Source organism: Kitasatospora sp. NPDC097605 (assembly GCF_040302725.1).
Taxonomy (GTDB): Bacteria; Actinomycetota; Actinomycetes; order Streptomycetales; family Streptomycetaceae; genus Kitasatospora.
This window is the reverse complement of record NZ_JBEOSF010000036.1, coordinates 26,184-45,726: the sequence shown is the minus strand read 5'-3', so window position 1 is coordinate 45,726 and position 19,543 is coordinate 26,184. Positions and strand designations below refer to the sequence as shown.

Here is a 19,543-nt window from a genome sequence, read left to right as displayed (position 1 = left end):
CCTAGGAGAATTAAGGTTCATCCGTCCCGGGGCCGTCGCGCGTCTTGATCGTGGGGCTGAACTGCAGAACTGTCAACGCACGTCGGGTGAGGCAGCGCGCAGTTCGGCGATGCGGGCGGCGATGTCGGGGGTGGGGCGGGGGCCAGCGGCGTTGGCGCAGCGGATGGTGAGGGAGGAGCTGGGCGGGGCTGGGGTCGGGGCCGGCAGGGTGGCGGCGCTGGAGGTAGTCGGCAACGTGTCCTGCTCTCGTTGGGGGCGGTGGCGAGGAGTCAGATGCGGTTCTATCAGAATAGAGCTGTCCTCTACCGGGATAGCGGCGTCCGCAGCATAATCACAGGATGTGCCTGTTCGGTAGAGGGTTGTCATCGCCCCGGCCTGGGGTGATGTCCAAGGGAAGAATGTGACGTGTACATTTCTCGAAAGTTAGATCGGGGCCCCATGCCTACCACCTCAAGGACCGTCCGCCAGGCAGCCGTCATCGCCCGAAGGCTCGGCGACCTGTTCGCCGCACTGAACGAGGCCCGCGCGCGCGTCGGAGCACCGGAGCTCACCAACACCGAGGTGGTCGAGAAGGCGAACGATGCGACCCACCCCGACCGGCACCTGAACAAGGACACCGTCCGCCACCTGCGCGAAGGCCGCAACGCCCGAGGAGAGGCGCCCAACCCGACGGTCAACACGCTCAACGCCCTCGGTGCGGCCTTCGGTCTGGCCAACGGCGCCGCCTACTTCACCGGCAACGACGACGACGCGGCCCGGATGCTCGCCCAGGTCCGCACTGCGCACGGCCTGGCCACCGTCAGTCCGGACACCGGCGTGGCCGGCATCATGCAGCGCGCCGCCGTCCTGCCCGAGTCCAAGCAGAAGCTGTTCAGCACCCTGCTGGACGACCTCCTGGCGGCCGAGGCCGAACACCGCAGACCCTGATCCCCCAGCACTCCCCGCCCGGCCCCGCGCCGGGCTCCTCACAGCACAAGGTCGTCCCCCTATGCCCCTGCCCAGAGGTCTGCGCACACGGTGCGAGCGGATCGTCTCCCAGCTCCCGATACCCGATCCGTTCTCCGCCGAGGCCCTGGCCGAGGCGCTCGCAGCCGAGCGGGGCCGGCCCATCCAGTTCCTGCCGCTGCCCCCGGCTGCCGATTCCTCCAGCCACTCCGGGCTGTGGGTCCCGCTGGCCTCGGTGGACGTGCTGTTCTACAGCACCCGGACCAGCCTGGCGCACCAGACGCAGATCAAGCTGCACGAGCTCGGCCACGTCATCGCCGGCCACCAGCCCGAGTTCAACCCGGAGATGATCCGCACCGCGTTCCCCGACATGGAACCGAGCTACGTCTCCCAGTTGTTCGGCCTGCCGAGGGCCAGCTACGACACCGTCCAGGAGCAGGAGGCCGAGGTGATCGGACTCCTGCTCGCGAACCTGATCGGGTCCGGGCACGGCACGACGCCGGACGGCCGGCGTCTGACATCCACCCTCGCGCACCCCGTGCGCCGCACCCTGGGAGCCGGCCGGTGAACCTGCTGCTCTTCGGTCTCCTCCCGGCGGCGCTGATCGGGGTGGCGCTGTGGCGCCTTCCGGCGGCACTGGCCAACCGCAACCGCGTCAGCCGGTCGCTGGCGCTGTGCATCGGCGCCCTGGGCGTGGCCCTGCTGACCAACCGCCCGGGGTTCGACGCCGGCGCGCTGCACGACTGGGTGCCGGGCCTGCCCGTCCTGGCGCGCCACCTGGCGGCCATGACGTCGATCGCGTTCCTGTTCGACTACCTGTACGCGGTCTACGACGCCGACCCGCGCCGCATCCGCGCGAACTTCCCGCTGGTCGCGACCAGTGCGGCGTTCATGGCGGTGCTGTTCTTCGTCGCGGTCCCCCACCCCGAGACGGCGACGGCCGCGGACGTCATCGTGCAGCACTACGACGATGCCGGGGTGTGCGCCTACATGGCCATCTTCTACGGCTACCTCGGGGCGTCGATGCTGATCGGCTCAATGGTGTTCTGGCGGGGCCGGCGCGGCGTGCCGAGGGGCCTGGCGCGGACCGGGGTCAGCAGCCTGGCGCTCGGCTGCACGCTCGGCGTGGTCTACACCGTCCACCGGATCTCCATCGTGGTCGGCACGATCGCCGACCGCGACTTCGGGTACAACGCGACGGTCGACGCCCTGTCGGACGTGATCGTCGCCGCGTCGATCCTGCTGATCCTCGCCGGGCTCATCATCGCTCCGATGCGGTCCCTGGTGCGGTACGTGCGGGACCAGCGGGCGATCTGGCGGATCCACCCGCTGTGGTCCGACATCGCCGACGCGTTCCCGCACCTCGTCCTCGGGGATCGCCGGTCCCGCTGGCGGGAGATGTTCACCGCCGGGGACCGCACGCTCGATGTGGCGTACATGGCGTTCACCGTCCGCGACGGCACGCAGAGCCTGGCCCCGTACGCCGACCCGGCGGCCGGCCACCAGGCGGTGCGGGTCGGGTCGGACTCGGTCACCGAAGCCCTGTGGCTGCGCGCGGCGCTGCGCCGCAAGGCGGACGGGGAGGCCGGGGTGGAGCAGCAGCCGGACGAGGTCCTGGAGCAGGACCTGCGGGCGCCGGAGCGGGAGATCCAGTGGGCGGCCGGTGTGGCTGCCCAGTACGTGAAGGGGACGGCGCGGTGAGCACCGACGTGCGGCAGCAGGACCAGGGGGAGCGCCGGGACCAGGGCGGGCCGGCCGAGCCGCAGTCGACGGCGTGGCGGATCGGCCGGCGGGTGAGCGACCTGGTGGACCCGAAGAACGTCATCGTCGCCGTGTCCACGGCCTTCGGCGTGCACTTCGGCTGGAAGGGCCTGGGGTGGGCCGCGATCGCCGTGGTGTTCTCCGCGGTGCTGCCGATGGCGTACATCGTCTACGCGCGCTCCGGCGGGCAGTGGTCCGAGCGGCATCTCGTCGACCGGGCGAAGCGGATGGCCGTGCTGCCAGTGATCGTCGGGTCGGCGGCGGCCGGTGTGGCGCTCGAGGTGGCGACGTCAGCGCCGGCCGCGATGGTGGCGCTGACGGCGGCGATGTGGGCAACGATCACCGTGGTGTGGCCGGTGACGCGCTGGTACAAGGTCAGCGTGCACGCCGCGGTGGTGGCCGGCTCGTTCGCGATGCTGGCCGCGGAGTACGGGTGGTGGTGGCTGGCAGGCCTGGTGCTGGTGCCGGTGATCAGCTGGGCCCGGGTGCGGGTGCGGGAGCACACCGTCGGCCAGGTGGTGGCCGGGACGGTTCTCGGCCTGGCCGTGGCCGGCGGGGTCTACGTCCTGGCGGTGCGGTTGGCCGGCTGAGAAGCGCGACCGGGCGGACCGCTGGTCAGCGGTCCGCCCGGGGGGCGCAGAGCCGTGCGATGAGCTGGCCGACGTCGGGGCCGTCGGGGCCGGCGGCGCGGGCGCAGCGGATGGTGAGGGGCAGATCCTCGTCCGGGTCCCCGGGCTCGTAGGTGATGAGCCGAAGGGCCGGCCGCGATAAGGGTTGCCTTACTGGAGGAAATTCTTTTCCCGGTGTGCCATGTGCCCCCCTTGCCATTCTGCTCCTCACCTGCCCTGCCGGACGGCGCTGTCCGCTCGGTCGATCGCCTACCGGTCGATTGTCGCGCCCGGGGGATAGCGTTTTACAGGGAAGATCCGTACCTATAGAACAGGCAAAGCCCCCCTTGTGTGGCGGGGCCGCTGTCGACTCCTCAGCGAAGGAAGAGCGGAACGTTGGACAGAAGGGGCAGAGGCGACAAGGCGGTCCTGAAGGCGTTCCTCTGCGGACTGCGCGGCAAGCACGACCCGGCCGACTTCGGTCTGCCCCCCACGCGCACCAGCGGCAGCGGCCGCCGGGCGCCGGGCCTAACCCAGGACAACATGGACCAGCTCACCGGCCATTCCTCCGGCACCTACGGCCGATTCGAGGGAGGCCGGCCCCGCGGCCTGGTCACGGCGGAGTACCTGGAGTCCGTCGCCCGGATCCTCCAGCTCACCCGCGAGCAGTGGACGACCTTGTGGCACCTCGTCTACGGCCACCAGCCGCCCCACACCCTCGACCCCGAGGACGGCATGTCCCTCGGCGGTCACTGGGGCGCGATAGTCCGGGCGCAGACCGCGTTCCCCTGCTACGTGAACGACCTCGCGTGGAATCTCCTGGCGAGCAATCAGCTATTCGACGACCTGTTCCCCGAAGGAATTCCGCCGCACAATACGATGGAATGGATGGTCCTTTCCCCGTACGCGCGCACAATCGGCCTGCCGGACTGGCAGAGCAGTTGGGCCCGCATGGTCCTCCCCCAGCTCCGGGCGGCCTGCAACGACTACCCCGACAACCCCGATTTGGCCGCGCTCGAACGCCGTGTCACCAGCGACCCGGTGGCCGGCCCGCTGTACGCCTCCACCCTGGAGGCCTACCACCAGCCGGACGGCAACTCCCGGCCGCTGTGGCACGCCGGCCAGGGTCGGCGGATCAGCGTCACCATCGCCCCCGCCACGCCCTTCGGCGCGCCCGGCGCCCGGCTCACGTACCTCGTTCCGGACTACGTGCCCGGCCCGCCGCTGCGCCGCGCTGTTCCTCCCTGCACATAACCCCCGGAAGGCGGCACACCATGCCGTACGCGTACATATCCAGGCCGACGACCGTTCTCGGCGAACACCTCGTGACCGTTTCCGAGATGACCGCGGACATCGCGGTCCGGCACGCGGACCACCCGCGGATCGGGGCGATTCTGCGGATCCTCGCGAAGTCGCCGGCCACCCGCCGGTTCTCCCGGCCGCTGGACGTCGTGCTCGCCGACCGGACCTTCGCCGAGCGCAACGCGGCGGCCGTCGAGGACGTCCTGCGGATGTCCGCCGCAGCGTCCCACCGCGCGCTGGCCGACGCCGGGCTCGACCCGCGCGACGTCGACGGCATCGTGACCACCAGCTCCACCACGGACTGGGTGCCCGGGCTGGACATCGCGCTGCAGCGCAAGCTCGGCCTGGCCGCCGACATCTCGCGCACGGCGCTGACGCAGTCCGGCTGCGGCGGCGGGGTGCACGCGCTGACGAAGGCCGTCGACCACGTCCGGGCCCGGTCCGGTGCCCGGGTCCTGGTGGCTGGCGGTGAGGTGCTGTCGGCGATCCACCACCACGACGACCAGGACGTCGCGCACTTCATCTTCAAGCTGCTGTGGGGGGACAGCGCGGTCGCCGCGGTCGTCTCCGGCGTGCCGCTCGGTCCGGGCCTGGCGGTGGACGACACCTGGGAGTACGTTCTGCCGGGAAGCGCGCGCCGCTACCGCAAGCGGGTCGACGCCGCGGGGATGCACTTCGACAGCGACAAGGACTCCACGCAGTCGGTGGTCGACATGGCGCCGGCGCTGCGGAAGTGGCTGGACGGGTGGCCGCTGGACTTCGTGGTCACCCACACCGGCGGCCTGGCCATCCTGGCGGACCTGCAGCGCGAACTCGGCCTGGCCGAGGAGCAGCTGGTGCACGCGTACCGGTCGCTGGACGAGGACGGCAACCTGGGCGGGCCGGCGGTGCTGCGGGTCCTGGAGCGCACCTACGAGACACCGCCGGCGGCCGGGCAGCAGGGTCTGCTGCTGGGCTTCGGCCCGGGGTTCACGGTGGGCGCGGCGAAGGTGACGTGGCAGGACGGGTCGGAGGCGTAGCGCACGGCAGTGGCCCCCGGCGCGAACGGCCGGGGGCTTCTTTCTGCCGTCGGTTTGGTGGGCTCAGGCGGGGCCGTCCAGCGGGTGTCCCTCCCACTCCGGCGCCCGCTGTGGGTCGGCGATCCGGTCGATGGCGGCGCGGTCGATCCCGGTCGTTTCGTGCAGGTCCGACGACCGCATGCCGATGCTCAGCGCTCCCTCGATCAGGCGGTGACGCTCGTTGTCGAGCAGCGTCTTCTCCTCCCCCCGTGTCGGGTACTTGGTCCGCCAGGCATCGATGGCGATCCGCGCCCAGTAGGTGCTGTCCTTGCGCCAGGTCGGTACCGGGTCGCTGAAGTGCGCGGAGCAGCGTGATCCGGGCCCCGCCGGAGCGTCTTCGGCGCAGCCGTGGTGACCGCACAGTTCCCTCACCCGGATTCCGTCGCTGGGGTGCCCACCGGCCTCCAGGCGGCGCGAGGCGAAGCTGGGGGTGCCGGGGTAGAGCAGGACAGCGGCCCGGCCCGCGGGGCTGCCGGCTTCCACCTCGAACGGGCCCTTGTGCTGCCAGCCATCGCTCCAGTGCTGGACGATGTGGCCGGCGGCCGCGATGGCGACGAGCGGGTGCCATCCGACCGTTCCTCCGTGGCCGGCGCGGTCCGAGGGCGGCGAGTGCAGGAGAACAGGGGCCGGCTCCTCTTCACCGGTTCCGGCCTGTTCGATCGAGGCCATCGCGTCGCGGAGCAGCTGGCCGGTGGTGACGGTGAACATGTGGGAGCTCCAGAGGTAGGTACGGTGGGCTGCCCTCCAGGGCTGATGACGGGGCCAGCGTATCGGCCGGCTCCGGGTGGAGCGGGGTGGTTCGGTCAGCCGGCCGGGCGGGGCTGGACGTCGTTGGTGACGTGCTGCGATCCCGCCGGGGTGGCGTTGGTCAGTGGTCGTCGCCGTAGTAGCCGTTGAGCTGGACGTTCAGTTCGGCGAGGCAGGGGTGGGTGGCGATGTCGGCGGCCTCAGCTGCCGAGATGGTCTCGCTGAGGTGCCGGAACGACCGTGCGGCCTCGATGGCAACCGCGCACATCTCGTCACGGGCGGCAGCGCCTCGGTAGGCACCGGCTCGCAGACGGTAGGCCCTGATCCAGAACTCGTCTCGCTCATCGCGCGTCATGCTTCATCCTCTCGTGAGCAGACCTGCCCCAGGGAAGTATCCGGAGAAGGTCAACTGGTGGGGCGGAAGGCTGCGGGGGTGCCGTAGAGCGGGTGGCGGCGCTGCAGGGGGTGGACGGCCGGACGGGGGCCGGGGGCGAGGAGGGGGCCGGCGGCGTAGTGGTCGGCGGCGGTGCGCGCGGCCGCGGCGGTGCGGGCCCAGGCCGGGCGGTCGCAGCGGGCCGGCGCCGGGGGTTGGTGGCTGGTGGTCATCGGTGGGTTCGTCCTGGGGTTGGGGCCCGGCCGGAGCGCGGGGCCCGGCCGGGCGAAGGCGTGGTGGTTGGGTCGGTCAGGGGGTGCGGCGGCGCAGCGCGAGACGGGAGGGGGCGGTTCCCCGGCGCCGGCCGGTGCGGGCGGGCCGGGGGTTGTCGTTCTCCACCTGGCCCGGGTCGACGAGGGCCAGGCCGAGCGCCTCGCGGTGTTCGTCGTCGAGGTGGAGTTCGGCCCGGCGGCCGTCGGCGAGGACCAGGTCCACGACGATCGGGGTGCCGGGGCCGGGCAGGGTGGTGGTGAGGCCGGTCCAGGTGGTGGTGAGCGGGGCGTCCGGCGCCCGGTCCTGGTCGTTGCCGGTGCTGTGCCGCGCATCGTAGGCGGCGAGCGCGGCGTCCCAGAGCGGGCCGAGCTCGGCGATGGTGAACTGCGCCTGGGCGCGGTCGAAAAGGCTGGGGAACGCCTCGTCGGTGCCTTCGCCGGGCTGGTCGTCCATCATGGCGGCGAGCCGGCCGGGGTCGTCGGGCAGCAGCGGCAGGTGGGGCAGCTTGGCGTCGTAGGGGCCGGTGCTGAGGGTGGTCCCGGGCAGGTGGGGGGTGGTGGGCATGAACCGGGCCAGACGGTGCGCGATCTCGGTGGTGGTGGACTTGTACCGGATGGGTCCGATCCTGATGTCCCGATATTCGCCGGGGCGGTGGACGATGACGGCGTGCGGCATGGTGGTGGTCCTCTCAAAGGAGCGGGTGGAGGGCTGCGCCCCGGGGTGGCCGGGGCGCAGCGCTGCGGGCGGGGTGGGTCAGCAGCGGGCGGGGAAGCGTCGGTCGGCGCGGTGGTGGGGCCGGGCGGGTGCGGGGCGCAGCGCGTCGGGTCGGCGGGCGAGCGGGCGCCGCAGCCGGGCCCCGTGGCAGCGCGGCCGGGCCGGGCGCCGGGCAGGCGGTGCGAGGGCGGGCTTCGGGCCGGCCTCGGCGGGCGCTGCAGCGGCGGCGGGCAGTGGTGCGTCCTGGTGGTCCGGGACGGCCACGTCGAGAAGGGAGGCGAGCGCGGCGGCGGCGGTCGGCTGCTCCCACTGCGCGAGCCAGGTCCAGCCGAGTTCGCGGGCGAGGTCGGCGGCGGCCGCGCAGGTCTGGTGGTGCCACGACACGGTGGGGTCGAAGGCCGGCCCGGCCGGGGCGCGGCCGGAGGCGAGGATGCTGGCGAGCGCCTCGACCAGGTGCCGGCGCCAGTGCCGGGCCATGGTGCGGTGCTCACGCGGGTTGCTCCAGCCCTGCTCGGCCTGCTCGCGCAGCCAGGCGGTGTAGGTGCGGGTGTGCTCGGCGGCGGCGCGGTCCAGCTCCACCAGCAGGGTGGGCAGCGCGGCGCAGTACCGGGCGACGGCGTCGGCCGGGCCGGAGACGACCAGGACGTCACGGCCGGGGCCGTCGTGGCGGACCGGGGTGTCGGTGCGCAGCACGCTGCCGTCGGTGGCGGTGCTCCAGCTGCTGGCCCACTCGGTGCGGCGGTGGACGTACAGGCCGAACGCGGGGGCGAGGGTGGCGGCGAGGGTGCGCCGTTCGACGGCGCGGCCGCTGGTGTCGGACAGCCGGATGGTGGCCTCGGCGTGGTGGCCGGCGGGCAGGAGCTGCGTGGTGCGGGCGGCCGGCGGTTGTCCGGGGGCGGTGGCCGGCGCGGGGATCAGCAGCGGGTGCGGGGTGATCGGGGCGGTCATGGTGGTGGCGTTTCGGTTCGGGGCCCGGGAGCGCAGCAGTGGGTGCTGCGCCCCCGGGGCGGTTCAGCGGTTGGGCTGTTCGGTGGCGGCGAGCCGGGCGAGGAGCCTGGTCACGCAGTAGGCCAGCCACTGGCCCATGTCCGCGTCCTCCGGCAGAACGGTCCACAGCCGGGAGTGCCGGGCCAGTTCGGTGACCAGTTCATCGGTGGCCGGGGCCACGTGGCGGGGCAGGTGCCGGTAGTCGGCACTCACGGCGCGGCCTGGGGGTCGTTGTGGTCGGCGACCGGTTCGGCGGTGAAGTCGAGGCGGTAGCTGCGGCCGTCGCGGGTGGTGACGGTGATGCCCCACGGGCCGTCCCAGGTGGCGGGGTTGGCCATGGTCACCTCGGTCACGTCGCTGTCGGGGCGCTCGGCTTCGGCGCCGAGGAGGATGTGGACGCGGTGGCGCAGTTCGAGAAGGCGCACGGGTCTCACCGGTCCGCGCGGGGGTCGTAGGTGTCCTGGAGCTGGTGGGCGATGATCCGGTACGCGGTGGGGAGCATGACGTCCCGGCCGTTGTCGTCGCGGACGGTGGCGTAGAGGGTCTGGCTGTCCTCGGGGTGCGGGGTGTCGGTGTCGTCCTGGCCGTCGTCGGGGTTGTCCAAGTGCCAGGACCACCCGGTCACTCCGGTGGAGAAGGTGGCGTGGGCGAAGTCCTCGGCGTGCCTCTGGGCCTCGGCGCGGGTGGTGTAGATGTCGAGGGGGATGGACTGTCCGCACGTGGCCTCGTAGGCGTAGCGCTCCGCCGGGGCCGGGGGGGTGATGGTGCGGGTGCCGCTCAGTTCGAGCGGGTGGTGCATGCGGGTGGAGCGCAGGACGGAGTAGCTCCCGTCCCGGTAGCGGTGGCTGAAGCCCCACCCGGCGCCGTGGAAGGCGTCGGCGACCTTGAGGAGGAGGCGGGTGCCCTGGTCGCGGTCGCAGGTGGCGGCGGGGGCGGCGGTGACGCCGTCCCGGTGGTACTGGAAGGTGATCATGCCGGGCTGGACGGTGTGCGGCAGGTCGGCGAGCACGGTGGCGATGATCGGGGCGGCGGCGCCGATGATCTCGGCGAGCATCGGCGCGTCGGGGTTGGTGTGCTGCGCCTCGGCGGTGCTCTGGGACATGGCGGTTCCTCTGCGGTGTGTGCTGGTGGTGTGAGGGGACCGGCCGGGCGGCGCGAGCGGGCGCTGCCGGAAGGGGTGCCGGGCGCCGGGTCGCGTGCCTGGCCCGGCCGGTCCTGGGGCCCGCGACGGCGCCGGGGCCGCAACCCGGGTAGGGGTCCGGGGGGCGCCTGTCGGCTGTTCGTCGCGGGGCGGGGTGGGCGGCCCCCGGAGGGGGTGGGGGCCGCCCGGTCAGTGGGCTACTCGTCGGTGCTGTCGAGGCCGGAGTTCACGGCCGGGCACTTCGGGTGGTGGCAGGTCGGGTCGTTGTGGCAGCAGGAGTCGCAGTCGCAGAGGCGGGGCTCGGTGCTCATGGGGTTTCCCTCCCGGTTCGGGGCGGTTCGTTGTCGGCATGAACACCATCTCATCAAGAGCATCACTTGCGCAAGTCCTCAATGGGATGGCGTCCATGCCGTCTGTTGTCAGAGGGTCGGGATGCCGCCCCGGCCCGGTGGGCGCAGCAGCGCCCGGCCGGCCTCGATCTGGTCCGGGCTGAGCCCGTCGACCGGCCCGCCGGGCCCGAAGTTGACGCCGCCGAGCAGCACGACGGGGCCGTAGAGCACTTCGGGGAACTCCGGCATGTACCGCAGCCGGAGGTGGTCCGCGCGCTCGTTCAGGCCCAGCGCCCTGGGGCTGGAGAGGGTGTCCGGCGTGTCGGCGACCACCACGCCGAACCAGAGGGTCAGGCGGGAGGTCAGGCGCAAGACACCCACGGCGCCGGTGTCCAGCAGGGTGGACACGCCGACGGCGGTCTCACCGCCGCAGGTGAGGTCAGGCAGGGTGATCGGCTGCGGGGCGTCGCTGACCGGTATCAGCAGCGCGTTCGAGGGGGAGGTGTCGGGCATGGCGGTGTCTTCCGGTTCGGGCCCCGGGGCCGGGATCGTGCGGCCCCGGGGCGTGCGGGTCAGGCCGGGTTGCAGGTGATGAGGTTGGCGGCGGCGGTGGGGTTGTGGACGCCGTGCGCGCCCTCGCCGATGCGGCAGAAGCCGCCGGAGAAGTACCAGCCCCCCGCAGCGCTGCTGGTGTGCCAGACCGCGACGACCATCCAGGGCATCAGGCGGTCCCGGCCCGGGCGGTAGGCCGGGTGGCGCATGTCGAGGACGACGTAGGGCCGTCCGGTGCTGGGGCCGGTTCCCCACCGGATGGCCGAGATCCAGCCCTCCCGGAGGGCGTGGTCGCCGAGTGCAGCGGCGGCCGGGGGCAGGGTGTAGCCCTCGGGGGCGGCAGCGTGCCGGGCGAGGGTGTCGGTGATCTCGGCGATCCGCGCGTTGTCGCGGTCGGTGCGGTAGCGGAAGGCGGCGCGGGTGTGCAGTTCGGCCATGAGCGCGGCGACGTTGGGGATGGGCATGGCGGATGAACTCCTCTGCTGGGGAGTGTGGTTGGGGGTCGGCGGGCCGGGCCGCCCGGGTGGGGCGGCCCGGCGGGCCGGTCAGTCCGCGAGGAGGTCGGCCAGGACCGCGACCGGGTTGGCCAGGAGGTCCGTCATGGCCGCGTGGTCGCCGAGCGCGGCGGGGGTGGGGCAGTCGAGGAGGACGGCGGGGCCACCCGGGTGGTTGAGGGTGGGGGCGCTGGGGAGCTTGGTCTCGTCGCGCTCGATGAGGTAGCGGGTGCGGTGGATGGTGTAGGCGGTGATGCGGTCGAGGCGGAAGGAGCGGCGCTCGCCGTTGCTGCGCTGCATCGCCAGGATCAGCACGTGGCCGTCCTTGGAGATGGTGAAGTCGAAGATCTCGATGGTGCGGACGGTGCGCTCGCCGTCCTCCTTGACGTAGGAGATGGTGACGGGGTGCTGGCGGTCCATGGCCTTGATGAGGCGGGTGCTGGTGGTGGCGGTGTTGGCGGTGGTGGCGGTGAACATCGGGTTTCCCCTCCCGGTTCGGTGCGGTTCGCTGTCGGCATGAACAACATCTCATGGACAGCATCTTTGACGCAAGTCCTTTTCGAGATGTTGTTCATGCCGCCCGAACCGGGAGGGTTCCGGAGCCGGCCCGGCCGAAGGCCGGCTACCCGCCGATCACCTCGAACGTGACGCCCTGCTCGGCGAGTTCGGCGATCCGGGCCCGGGCGGCCGCGCTGGTGGGGTCGTCCTCCAGCGGGGCGTAGGTGATGCGCGGGACCGGGCCGAGCAGATCGGGCAGGCGGGAACTCCAGGGGGCCGGGGGGCGGCCGGCGTCGGCAGCCTGGGCGGCGCGGTGCTTGGCTTCGGCGGCCCGGCGGCGGGTGATGTGCGCGAGCATCGCGGCCTCGGCGTCCGGCTGGCCCTTGGTGCCCCACTCGCAGGCCTTGGCACCGGCGATGCACGGCGTCCACTTGCGCGGGTTGAGGGACGGGGCGGGGCTGCGGGTGATGTACCAGGCCGGCCCCCGGGACGCGGTCGCCGGGAGGGCGGCGACGGTGAAGACCATGCCGCGCCAGCTGGCGGTCACGGTCCAGTGCCGGCCGACCGCCGGGACCGCCCACAGGGACTGCGGTACGCGGCGGCGGGTGGCCCACTTGAAGGTGACGGGGTGCTGGTGGTCGGCGGGGAGGGGGGTGGTGTTCATCGGGGGTTCCTCGGTGTCTGCGCGGTCGGCTGCGGGGCGGCGGGCCGGGCCCCGGGGAAGTCGCCCCCCGGGGCCCGGCGGGGCGCCGCTATCGGCTGGTGCGGGCGCGCAGTTCGGCGGCGGCCAGGGCGGTGACGTCGTAACCCACGATGATCACCGGGACGCCGCCGATGGCGCCCTTGGCCTGCGCCCACGAACCCTTGTTGGTGGTCGGGCCCGCGTTGATCGCGGCCACCCACTTGTCCCACTGGCCGAGGGTCTGCGGCCGGAGCGCGACCCGCACGACGCGGGGGCCGACGGTGATGGACAGCGGGGCGAGGAGGTTGCGGCGCAGCACGGCGTTGCCGAGCGTCGTGACGGCGGTGGCGGTGTCGTGGTCGGGGCGCCCGGTGTCGACGGCGACGATGGTGTGGGGCAGGCCGGTGGCGGTGGCGTGCTCGCGCTGGCGGATGGCCTCCTGGTGGGTGTGGTCGAGGAGGGCGGCGAGGGCGCGGCCGGTGCGGGTCCAGCGGCTCCAGGGGCGGCGGGTGAGGCGGCGGCAGCGGTTGAGGAGTTCGGTGGTCGGCGCGGACATGGTGGTTCCCTCCCGGGGTCGGGCGTTCGTTGTCGGCTCGAACACCATCTCACTCACAGCATCACATGCGCAAGTCCCTTTTGAGATGCCGTTCAGCCTGCGCGGCCGCACCCGGGAACGCCGAAAGGCCGGCCCCCGGGGAACATCCCCGAAGGCCGGCCCGCCGCGCCGCGGTCCTACTCCCCCCGCCCGCACCACTCGGTGCCGGCCGCATCCAGGACTACGACCGGTTCCCAGACGGTGCCGTCCGGGCCGATGCCGCCCGGGTACTGCCCAGGGGCGTCGGTGTTGCCGTCCGGGCCGTCGAGGCCGCTGAACACCGCGTCCCCGGTGGACGCGCCGGCCACCGGCCGGTAGGTCACGAAGGGGTCGCCGGCGCTGGGCGGGAGGATCACCGGCAGGTCGGGGCCGGCCAGCAGCAGTTGGCCAGGGCGTGCGCGGTCAGCCCGCGCCGGAACCGCAGATGCGTCACGGCATCTCCCACTCCGGGTCAGCGAACAGCCCGGCCGCGCTGGCCCACGCCATCCGGTCCAGGTGCGCACCCGGCTCGGCGGCGGCGCAGAACAGCCGGCGCTTCAACGACACCACCCGCAGCCCGTTGAACCCCAGCTCGGCGACGCGGGCCGCGCGCTCGGCCTGCACCTCGGACGGCGTGAGCAGCGCGCCGGTCTCGTGAACGGAGATGTACAGGGCCTGGGCGGCCGGGCTGATCCCGTCGGACATCAGGGACTCCTCTCGGAAGGGACGGCGGGGAAGGGACGGCGGGGAAGGGAGTCGGACACGGGCCCCGGGGCGCCGTCGCGCTGCGCCCCGGGACCCGTGTCGGCCAACGGCCGGTCAGGCCGGGGTCACCAGGAACCGGTCCCGCTTCTCCCCCTCGGTGACCGTGCATCCGTGCTCGGCGGCGAACGCCTCCAGCGCCGCCCGGGTGGCGTCCCGGACGCCACCGTCGGCCCACGGGTCCTGGTCCTGGCGCCCGGCGAACAACTCGGACAGGTAGGTCATGTGCCAGTAGTTCACGAGCACCGCGCCGCCGAAGACGGAGGCGACCACGCCCGAGCGCATCCCGACCCCCAGCTCCAGCATGTGCTTGCCGTCCGGAACGTCCTCGGCCGCGCGCAGCGCCTTCCTCACCAGGGCGACCAGCGGCCGGACCTTCCGGCCGCGCTCGCGGTTGGCGTCCCTGATCTGCTGCGCCTGCGCGTCGGTGACCGGGACGTACAGCATCGCCTTGCCGCCGCCGAGCGCGTGGACGATCTCGATCGAACCGTCCGGGTGGCGGGTGGTGACGTTGTCGCCGTGCTCGGCGGCGGCGTGCACGAAGGAGGCGGAGCTGATCATCCACGTGTCGTTGGCGGTGCGGAACTTGTAGTCGGTCGAGTCCATCATCGGGTTCCTCTCCAGGTGGTACAGGGCGGGGGCGCCCGGGAGCGTGGTCCCGGGCGCCGGGTGGACGGCCGGTCAGGCGAGCGCGGCAACCTCGATCAGCAGGGCCTCGTACCAGGCCTCCTCACCCTCGTCACTGTCGGCCAGCCACGGCAGCTCCGCCGTGTCGATCACCCGCAGCGCCTCCAGGACCCGGTCGCGGTCCGCGCCGACCGCCGCGCGGCCGACGTAGTGGAACGGCAGGTCACAGCGCTCCTGGAGCATCGCGAAGGCCCAGAGCAGGCCGTCACGGTCGGTGGCGGCGAGGATGACGGGGGCGGTGAGGAGCAGGATCATCGGTTCCCTCCAGAGGGGCGCGGCTCGCTGTCGGCACGAACAGCATCTCAATCACGACATCGCTTACGCAAGTCCTATTTGAGATGCGCCCCGGCTGAACAGAGGCCGGCCACCCCGCCCCACAGCCGGCCTACGCCTCACACAGCCACAGCACCCCCGTTGACCTGCACCGATGCGCCAACCTCCCCAGGAGCAAGCAGCTCCCGCGGGAACCTGATCTCGTGCAGGTCGAACTGCCGCAGCGCGAAGAGCAGGACCACGGCCTGGGCGTCGGTGCCGGCACCGAGCTTGCGCCGGGCCCGGCCGGCGGCGCTGCGCACCGTGTCCGGGCAGACGCCGAGCTCGCCCGCGATCGCTGCCCGGGTCCGGCCATTGGCGATGCCGACCATCACCTTCAGCTCACGCTCGGTCAGGGGGTCGCCGGGCTTGGGTTCGGAAGCGGACATGTCTCTCCTCCTGGCCGTGGGGAACGGGAGCGCCCACCCGGGCGCTCGGAACGGCCGGGTGGGCGTCGGCGGGCGGGCGGGCGGGTCAGCGGCGGAACGCGATCTCCCACATCAGGGCCACGGCCTTGGTGATGAGGTCGCCCTCTTCCTCGGTGATCTTGTCGGCGTAGGTGTTGCGGTGCTGGATCAGGTGGCGGGCGGTGACGTCGGCAGGGTGCCGGCGGGATCTCGGCGTCGGGGTCGTGTTCGCCGGCTGAGCCTGGTCCACGGTGCTCTCCTTCCCGGCCGGGGGCTGGTTGTGGAGCTGGATGGCCTCGTCGATGGTGCGGGCGCCGAGCGCACGGACAGCCCGCTTGATCTCGGCCCGCACGGCCTGCTCGCCGACGCCGAGGCGGCGGGAGATCAGCACGGCGTTCAGGCCGTCGGCGGTGAACCGAAGGACGTCGCGTTCGCGTGGGGTGAGCGGGCGCGTCACAGGGCGCCCGCCGGGGCGCTGCTCGGCGCGGGCGGCGTCGTGCTTGTCCATGCGGCAGAGCGCGCACATGGCGTTGTGCTCGGTGTGCATGCCGCAGTTGGTGCACGGGCGCGGCGGCTGGCAATCCGGTTCGACGCCGGTGGTCATCGCGGTGACGCAGGGCGGGCAGAGGCCGCCCGGGAGGATGCCGTCGCCGCGGATGGCGTTGGTCAGTTCGTCGGGTGCGACTGCGAGTTCACGGCAGGCGGTGAGGGCCAGGGCGCCGGGCCTGGGGTCGGGGAACAGGGCCGGCGCGGGGAGGATGTGGCGATAGGCCGGGTCGGCGGTGGCGTAAGGGCTGGGCGGGTTGGGTTCGACGTGCGGCATGGGCGGTGGTCTCCTTCGGGGTTGGAGGGCCGCCCGCCGGTGTGGGCGGGCGGCCGGGTGGGTCAGGCCGGGGTGAGGGCGGCGCGGACGGAGGGGGGTGCCGGGTTCGGGGTGGGTGTGCCCCAGTAGCTGTTGGTGAGGAAGGCGCGGCCGATGAACTCGGTGTAGGCGGGCGGGATGGCCTCGGTCAGCTCGGTGTGGACGTTGGTCCAGTGGATGTCCATGGCGTTCTGCATCTCGGTGACGTTGCCCTTGCCGCCGCCCTTGCCGTAGGCGGCGATGTAGGGGCCGTCGCGCCAGACGCCGTGGCGCCAGCCTCGTACGGGGCCTCGGTGCTTGACGTGCTTGGGCTGCTCGGGTTCGTCGCCCCACCAGTTGAGTTCGAAGTGGCGGTGGCGGATGACGTCGAGGCTGAACATCTCGCCGCAGAGGGTGAGGTCCTGGCGGATGTCGGCGCCGGGGACGTTCTCGATCACGTAGGGGACGCCGTACCACTCACACAGCTGGCGCATCTGCGGGATCAGGTCGATGTACTCGCGTCCGGCGTTGGTGCCTTTGGTGAGGGTGCAGCTGCCCTGGCAGGGCGGGGAGGCGTGGACAAGGTCGAAGTCCTGGCAGAGCTCGCGCATGGCGTCGAGGGCGTCGGCCTGGAGAAGGTGGAAGGGGTAGTTGGGGCGGGGGGCCGTGTCGACGCCGGTGACGTCGAATCCGGCGCGGTAGTAGCCCATTCCGGCGCCGCCGGCGCAGCAGAAGAGGTCGAGGACGCGGGGGCGGCGGGTGGTGGAGCGGTTTCGGCGGGCGCGGAGGCGGCGGGCGATGTCGGCGAGCTGGGTGGTGGTCAGCAGGGTGGCATCGGGGTGTCGCGCTGCCATGTAGGGCTCCAGGGACGGCGGTTCAATGTCGGCGCTGACACCATCTCAATAGCAACATCCCTTACGCAAGTCCTCTTTGGGATTCTGTCTGTACTGGAAGCTGGAGGGCTGGCCGCTGCCGGCGCTCCTGGGCGGCGAGACAGGGGTGGCAGCAGGGTGGGCAGGTGTGGCGGGTCATCAGAACGGGGCGGCGTCGGTGGAGCCGGGCCCGCCGTCCGGGGTGGACGGCGGGCCGGGCTGGTCAGAGGTTGGCGTTGGTGGCCTCGCCGAGACCCGTCACGAACGCGTTCCGGGCGGCCTCGGACATCTCCGGGGCGAACGCGAAGTGCACGCGCACGAGGGGCTGCTTCGAGGTGTCGCCGAGCACGGTGAGCGCACGGTCGTACGGGACCAAGCCGTCGGCACCCATCTCCACGGCCCAGTCGCCGAGGCCGGGGGCGTTCCTGAGGAGGTCGTCGATCTTGCGGTGCGCGGTGTCGAAGTCGCCCGCGTCGAGGGTGGACCAGGGCTCCTCGCCCTGCATGGCCTCGGCGATGCCGAGGTAGCTGAAGTCCTCGCCGGCGGTGTCGAGCTGGGAGGCGGCCTCGATGCGGAGGTCGATGTCGGTGTAGGGCTGCTGGGTCATCGGGTTCTCCGGTGGGTGTGTCGGGCCGGGGGGCGGCCGCGTGGTGTGGCCGCCCCCCGGCAGTGTCGGAGTAAACACCATCTCAATTGAAACAGCGTTTTCGCAAGTCCTATTTGAGAATGTATTCACGCCGAGCCCGGCCGGATCAGCGCACGATGCGGGCCGCCCGGGCGTCGCGCAGCCAGGCCGCGTACTGGCCGGTGATGCCGTCGTACAGCTCGGCGTCGCTCACCTGGAACGGGTCGGCGGCGTGGAAGAAGCTGGCGTTGTCGACCAGCCGGCTGTCGAGGGTGTCGAGGCGCTCCAGGAAGCGGACGCGGTCGCCGAAGCCGACGAACGCCCAGAAGACCGGCGCGGTGGACAGGTTGCGCAGCAGGAAGGCCGTCATGTCGGGCTGGTCGGGCTCTCCGTCGGTCTGGAACACCACCAGGGCGGGCGTCCCGGGGGCGGCGGTCATGGTGTGGTGGGTAACGACGGCTTCCATGGCGGCGACATAGTCGGTGCTCCCCCACCGCGCGGTGCGGGAGATACGGTCGGCGGCGCCGGGGAAGTTGCCGAGGCTGACCTGCACCGGGGGCTCGGCGCAGGAGCTGAAGGCGATGACGGGGACGGTGCCGTCGTCGTCGAGGTTCACGGCCAGGCCGAGGGCCTGCTCGGTGATCCGCTGGACCGCGCCGGTGGCGTAGTGGGGGCGCATGCTGCCGGAGTGGTCGAGGACGAGGTAGACGGCGGCGCGCGCGTCGCCCAGGCCGTGCTTGGTGAGGGAGACGCCGGCGGTCTTGACGAGGCTGCGGATGCCGGGGGCCGGCTGCGCCGGGGCGGTCGGCGCGGTGGGGCCGGCGGTGGCGGTCGGCTTGCCGGAGAGGCGGTCGCGCAGGGACATGGTGGGGTTCTCCGTTCGGTGTTCAGAAGAGGGTGGGCGGGGTGTTGCGCCGGCGGCGGCGGGCGTCGAGGGAGGCGACGTTGTCGGGGAGCCTGGCCGGGGCGAGGGTGCGGCCCGCGGCCGTGCAGGTGGCGGCGTGGGGCATGAACCGGCGCTCGTACGGGGCCTGCGGGAGGTCGGCGTCGGGGACGCGCGAGTGCCAGGTGCCGGTGGCGTCCAGGCGGGCAACGACGTTGCCGTTGTCGTTCGGCTCCGGGTCGACGTACTGGACGCGGCCGGCCGCGGTGGTGGTGCGCCGGACCTGTTGAAGGCAGGTCCGGCACCAGGTGAGGCCGTGGCGGGGGACGGCGCTCATGCTGCGGTGCCGCTGTCGTCGGCCGGCGGGAGACGGCGCTGGCGGCGCTCGTGGTCCAGGAGCTGTGCCCAGTCGGCGGGGTGGCGGCCGATCAGCAGGGCGATGGCGGCCGCGCGGGCCTCGTCGGCCTGGCGGCGGCGCAGGGCGGCGGCGGCGTAGTCGCGGACGGTGGTGGGGTTGCGGCCAGCGGGGGTGCCGGCGCCCGTGGGGGGCTTGGGGAGCAGCGCGCGGGCTTCGTCTCGGCGTTCCTGGAGGAGGGCGAGGCGGGCACGGGCGGCGCGCCGGCCGACGAGCGGGCCGTCGGCGGCGAGCGAGGCGGCGCTGATGAGCGGCTTGAGGACGTGCAGCCAGGCCGGGACGACCTCGGGGTGGCGCAGCACGGCGGCGAGCTCCGGGGCGAGGAGGTTCTCCAGGTCCTTGAGGACCAGGTGGCGCTGCACGTCCGGGGTGCGGGTGGTGAACCAGCGGGCGAGGACGTCGTCCTGGAGGGCATGGCCGTCGTCGCCGGTGGGGGCGGCGACGGTGCGCGGGGGCTTGGTGGAGACGTGGAACCAGCCGCAGGGGTGGCAGTAGTAGGGGCGCTGACGGCGGTAGCCGCGGACCAGGGAGCGCAGGGTGACAGCGGCGGTGGCGGCTTCGGCGGTGGCGTAGCGGAGCTTCTCGGGGTGGACGGGGCAGGCGGTCATGGGCGGGTCGGGCGGGTCGGTGTCGGCGGTCATCGGTGCTCCGGTGGATGTGGGCCGACCGCCGGGCCGCGCGCTGATGGTGCGCGGCCCGGC

The 19,543-nt window shown here is 73.0% G+C and carries 31 protein-coding genes; 6 read left to right on the top strand and 25 right to left on the bottom strand.

Annotated features, from left to right (window positions below):
- Positions 1–72: 72 nt before the first annotated feature.
- A complete protein-coding gene (locus tag ABTX81_RS30535; protein ID WP_350552271.1) occupies positions 73–234 on the bottom strand; it encodes a hypothetical protein in 162 nt (53 codons plus the stop codon).
- Between the two features lie 204 nt (positions 235–438).
- Here ABTX81_RS30535 and ABTX81_RS30530 point away from each other — a divergent pair, with 204 nt between their 5' ends.
- The 6 genes from ABTX81_RS30530 to ABTX81_RS30505 all read left to right on the top strand — a co-directional run bounded on the left by ABTX81_RS30530 (position 439) and on the right by ABTX81_RS30505 (position 5,635).
- Positions 439–927 carry a hypothetical protein gene (locus tag ABTX81_RS30530; RefSeq protein ID WP_350552268.1) on the top strand — a complete coding sequence of 163 codons (489 nt, stop codon included), beginning with the start codon at positions 439–441 and terminating at the stop codon, positions 925–927.
- 61 nt (positions 928–988) lie between these two features.
- Entirely contained in the window at positions 989–1,513 is a 525-nt protein-coding gene (locus tag ABTX81_RS30525) for a hypothetical protein (protein WP_350552265.1), read from the top strand.
- Positions 1,510–2,646 (top strand): MAB_1171c family putative transporter, encoded by a 1,137-nt coding sequence (locus tag ABTX81_RS30520; protein ID WP_350552262.1) that lies wholly within the window; start codon positions 1,510–1,512, stop codon positions 2,644–2,646. Before ABTX81_RS30525 ends, ABTX81_RS30520 begins: the two co-directional genes overlap by 4 nt.
- The gene (locus tag ABTX81_RS30515; RefSeq protein ID WP_350552259.1) at positions 2,643–3,296 is read left to right on the top strand and encodes a phosphatase PAP2 family protein; all 654 of its coding nucleotides are present in this window, start codon (positions 2,643–2,645) and stop codon (positions 3,294–3,296) included. The genes ABTX81_RS30520 and ABTX81_RS30515 overlap by 4 nt, the downstream gene beginning before the upstream one ends.
- 414 nt (positions 3,297–3,710) lie before the next feature.
- Positions 3,711–4,568, top strand: a complete 858-nt coding sequence (locus ABTX81_RS30510; protein WP_350552256.1) for an MmyB family transcriptional regulator — start codon at positions 3,711–3,713, stop codon at positions 4,566–4,568.
- A gap of 86 nt (positions 4,569–4,654) precedes the next feature.
- Positions 4,655–5,635, top strand: coding sequence for a 3-oxoacyl-[acyl-carrier-protein] synthase III C-terminal domain-containing protein (locus tag ABTX81_RS30505; RefSeq protein WP_350552254.1), 981 nt, complete (start codon positions 4,655–4,657; stop codon positions 5,633–5,635).
- Between the two features lie 63 nt (positions 5,636–5,698).
- Here ABTX81_RS30505 and ABTX81_RS30500 read toward each other — a convergent pair whose 3' ends face one another.
- The 24 genes from ABTX81_RS30500 to ABTX81_RS30385 all read right to left on the bottom strand — a co-directional run bounded on the left by ABTX81_RS30500 (position 5,699) and on the right by ABTX81_RS30385 (position 19,483).
- Entirely contained in the window at positions 5,699–6,382 is a 684-nt protein-coding gene (locus tag ABTX81_RS30500) for a hypothetical protein (RefSeq protein WP_350552252.1), read from the bottom strand.
- Positions 6,383–6,542: 160 nt separating this feature from the next.
- Positions 6,543–6,776: a hypothetical protein gene (locus ABTX81_RS30495; protein WP_350552249.1), complete on the bottom strand. Its 234-nt coding sequence runs from the start codon at positions 6,774–6,776 to the stop codon at positions 6,543–6,545.
- Positions 6,777–6,826: 50 nt separating this feature from the next.
- Positions 6,827–7,027 carry a hypothetical protein gene (locus ABTX81_RS30490; protein ID WP_350552247.1) on the bottom strand — a complete coding sequence of 67 codons (201 nt, stop codon included), beginning with the start codon at positions 7,025–7,027 and terminating at the stop codon, positions 6,827–6,829.
- A gap of 76 nt (positions 7,028–7,103) precedes the next feature.
- Entirely contained in the window at positions 7,104–7,742 is a 639-nt protein-coding gene (locus tag ABTX81_RS30485) for a hypothetical protein (RefSeq protein ID WP_350552244.1), read from the bottom strand.
- Positions 7,743–7,820: 78 nt separating this feature from the next.
- Positions 7,821–8,729: a hypothetical protein gene (locus tag ABTX81_RS30480; protein WP_350552241.1), complete on the bottom strand. Its 909-nt coding sequence runs from the start codon at positions 8,727–8,729 to the stop codon at positions 7,821–7,823.
- A 63-nt stretch (positions 8,730–8,792) separates the two neighbouring features.
- Positions 8,793–8,981 carry a hypothetical protein gene (locus ABTX81_RS30475; RefSeq protein ID WP_350552239.1) on the bottom strand — a complete coding sequence of 63 codons (189 nt, stop codon included), beginning with the start codon at positions 8,979–8,981 and terminating at the stop codon, positions 8,793–8,795.
- On the bottom strand, positions 8,978–9,193 hold the full coding sequence (locus ABTX81_RS30470; protein ID WP_350552236.1) for a hypothetical protein: 216 nt from the start codon (positions 9,191–9,193) through the stop codon (positions 8,978–8,980). The genes ABTX81_RS30475 and ABTX81_RS30470 overlap by 4 nt, the downstream gene beginning before the upstream one ends.
- Before the next feature lie 5 nt (positions 9,194–9,198).
- Entirely contained in the window at positions 9,199–9,870 is a 672-nt protein-coding gene (locus tag ABTX81_RS30465; RefSeq protein ID WP_350552233.1) for a hypothetical protein, read from the bottom strand.
- A gap of 458 nt (positions 9,871–10,328) precedes the next feature.
- A complete protein-coding gene (locus tag ABTX81_RS30460) occupies positions 10,329–10,751 on the bottom strand; it encodes a hypothetical protein (protein WP_350552231.1) in 423 nt (140 codons plus the stop codon).
- 59 nt (positions 10,752–10,810) lie between these two features.
- Entirely contained in the window at positions 10,811–11,254 is a 444-nt protein-coding gene (locus ABTX81_RS30455; protein WP_350552228.1) for a hypothetical protein, read from the bottom strand.
- A gap of 81 nt (positions 11,255–11,335) precedes the next feature.
- On the bottom strand, positions 11,336–11,761 hold the full coding sequence (locus ABTX81_RS30450) for a WYL domain-containing protein (RefSeq protein ID WP_350552225.1): 426 nt from the start codon (positions 11,759–11,761) through the stop codon (positions 11,336–11,338).
- Positions 11,762–11,906: 145 nt separating this feature from the next.
- Positions 11,907–12,446 (bottom strand): hypothetical protein, encoded by a 540-nt coding sequence (locus ABTX81_RS30445; RefSeq protein ID WP_350552222.1) that lies wholly within the window; start codon positions 12,444–12,446, stop codon positions 11,907–11,909.
- An 88-nt stretch (positions 12,447–12,534) separates the two neighbouring features.
- A complete protein-coding gene (locus ABTX81_RS30440) occupies positions 12,535–13,020 on the bottom strand; it encodes a hypothetical protein (RefSeq protein WP_350552219.1) in 486 nt (161 codons plus the stop codon).
- 176 nt (positions 13,021–13,196) lie between these two features.
- A complete protein-coding gene (locus ABTX81_RS30435; RefSeq protein ID WP_350552215.1) occupies positions 13,197–13,415 on the bottom strand; it encodes a hypothetical protein in 219 nt (72 codons plus the stop codon).
- A gap of 73 nt (positions 13,416–13,488) precedes the next feature.
- The gene (locus ABTX81_RS30430; RefSeq protein ID WP_350552213.1) at positions 13,489–13,743 is read right to left on the bottom strand and encodes a hypothetical protein; all 255 of its coding nucleotides are present in this window, start codon (positions 13,741–13,743) and stop codon (positions 13,489–13,491) included.
- A gap of 114 nt (positions 13,744–13,857) precedes the next feature.
- The gene (locus tag ABTX81_RS30425) at positions 13,858–14,409 is read right to left on the bottom strand and encodes a hypothetical protein (protein ID WP_350552210.1); all 552 of its coding nucleotides are present in this window, start codon (positions 14,407–14,409) and stop codon (positions 13,858–13,860) included.
- Positions 14,410–14,481: 72 nt separating this feature from the next.
- On the bottom strand, positions 14,482–14,742 hold the full coding sequence (locus tag ABTX81_RS30420; protein WP_350552208.1) for a hypothetical protein: 261 nt from the start codon (positions 14,740–14,742) through the stop codon (positions 14,482–14,484).
- Between the two features lie 137 nt (positions 14,743–14,879).
- Positions 14,880–15,188, bottom strand: a complete 309-nt coding sequence (locus ABTX81_RS30415) for a helix-turn-helix domain-containing protein (RefSeq protein ID WP_350552206.1) — start codon at positions 15,186–15,188, stop codon at positions 14,880–14,882.
- Between the two features lie 85 nt (positions 15,189–15,273).
- Positions 15,274–16,029: a helix-turn-helix transcriptional regulator gene (locus ABTX81_RS30410; protein WP_350552204.1), complete on the bottom strand. Its 756-nt coding sequence runs from the start codon at positions 16,027–16,029 to the stop codon at positions 15,274–15,276.
- A gap of 62 nt (positions 16,030–16,091) precedes the next feature.
- Complete coding sequence (locus ABTX81_RS30405; RefSeq protein WP_350552423.1) at positions 16,092–16,757, bottom strand: DNA cytosine methyltransferase; 666 nt, start codon at positions 16,755–16,757, stop codon at positions 16,092–16,094.
- Positions 16,758–17,142: 385 nt separating this feature from the next.
- On the bottom strand, positions 17,143–17,526 hold the full coding sequence (locus tag ABTX81_RS30400) for a hypothetical protein (RefSeq protein WP_350552201.1): 384 nt from the start codon (positions 17,524–17,526) through the stop codon (positions 17,143–17,145).
- Between the two features lie 145 nt (positions 17,527–17,671).
- Positions 17,672–18,409: a VWA domain-containing protein gene (locus tag ABTX81_RS30395; RefSeq protein WP_350552198.1), complete on the bottom strand. Its 738-nt coding sequence runs from the start codon at positions 18,407–18,409 to the stop codon at positions 17,672–17,674.
- A 22-nt stretch (positions 18,410–18,431) separates the two neighbouring features.
- On the bottom strand, positions 18,432–18,764 hold the full coding sequence (locus ABTX81_RS30390) for a hypothetical protein (RefSeq protein ID WP_350552195.1): 333 nt from the start codon (positions 18,762–18,764) through the stop codon (positions 18,432–18,434).
- Positions 18,761–19,483: a hypothetical protein gene (locus tag ABTX81_RS30385; protein WP_350552192.1), complete on the bottom strand. Its 723-nt coding sequence runs from the start codon at positions 19,481–19,483 to the stop codon at positions 18,761–18,763. Before ABTX81_RS30385 ends, ABTX81_RS30390 begins: the two co-directional genes overlap by 4 nt.
- Between the last annotated feature and the right edge of the window lie 60 nt (positions 19,484–19,543).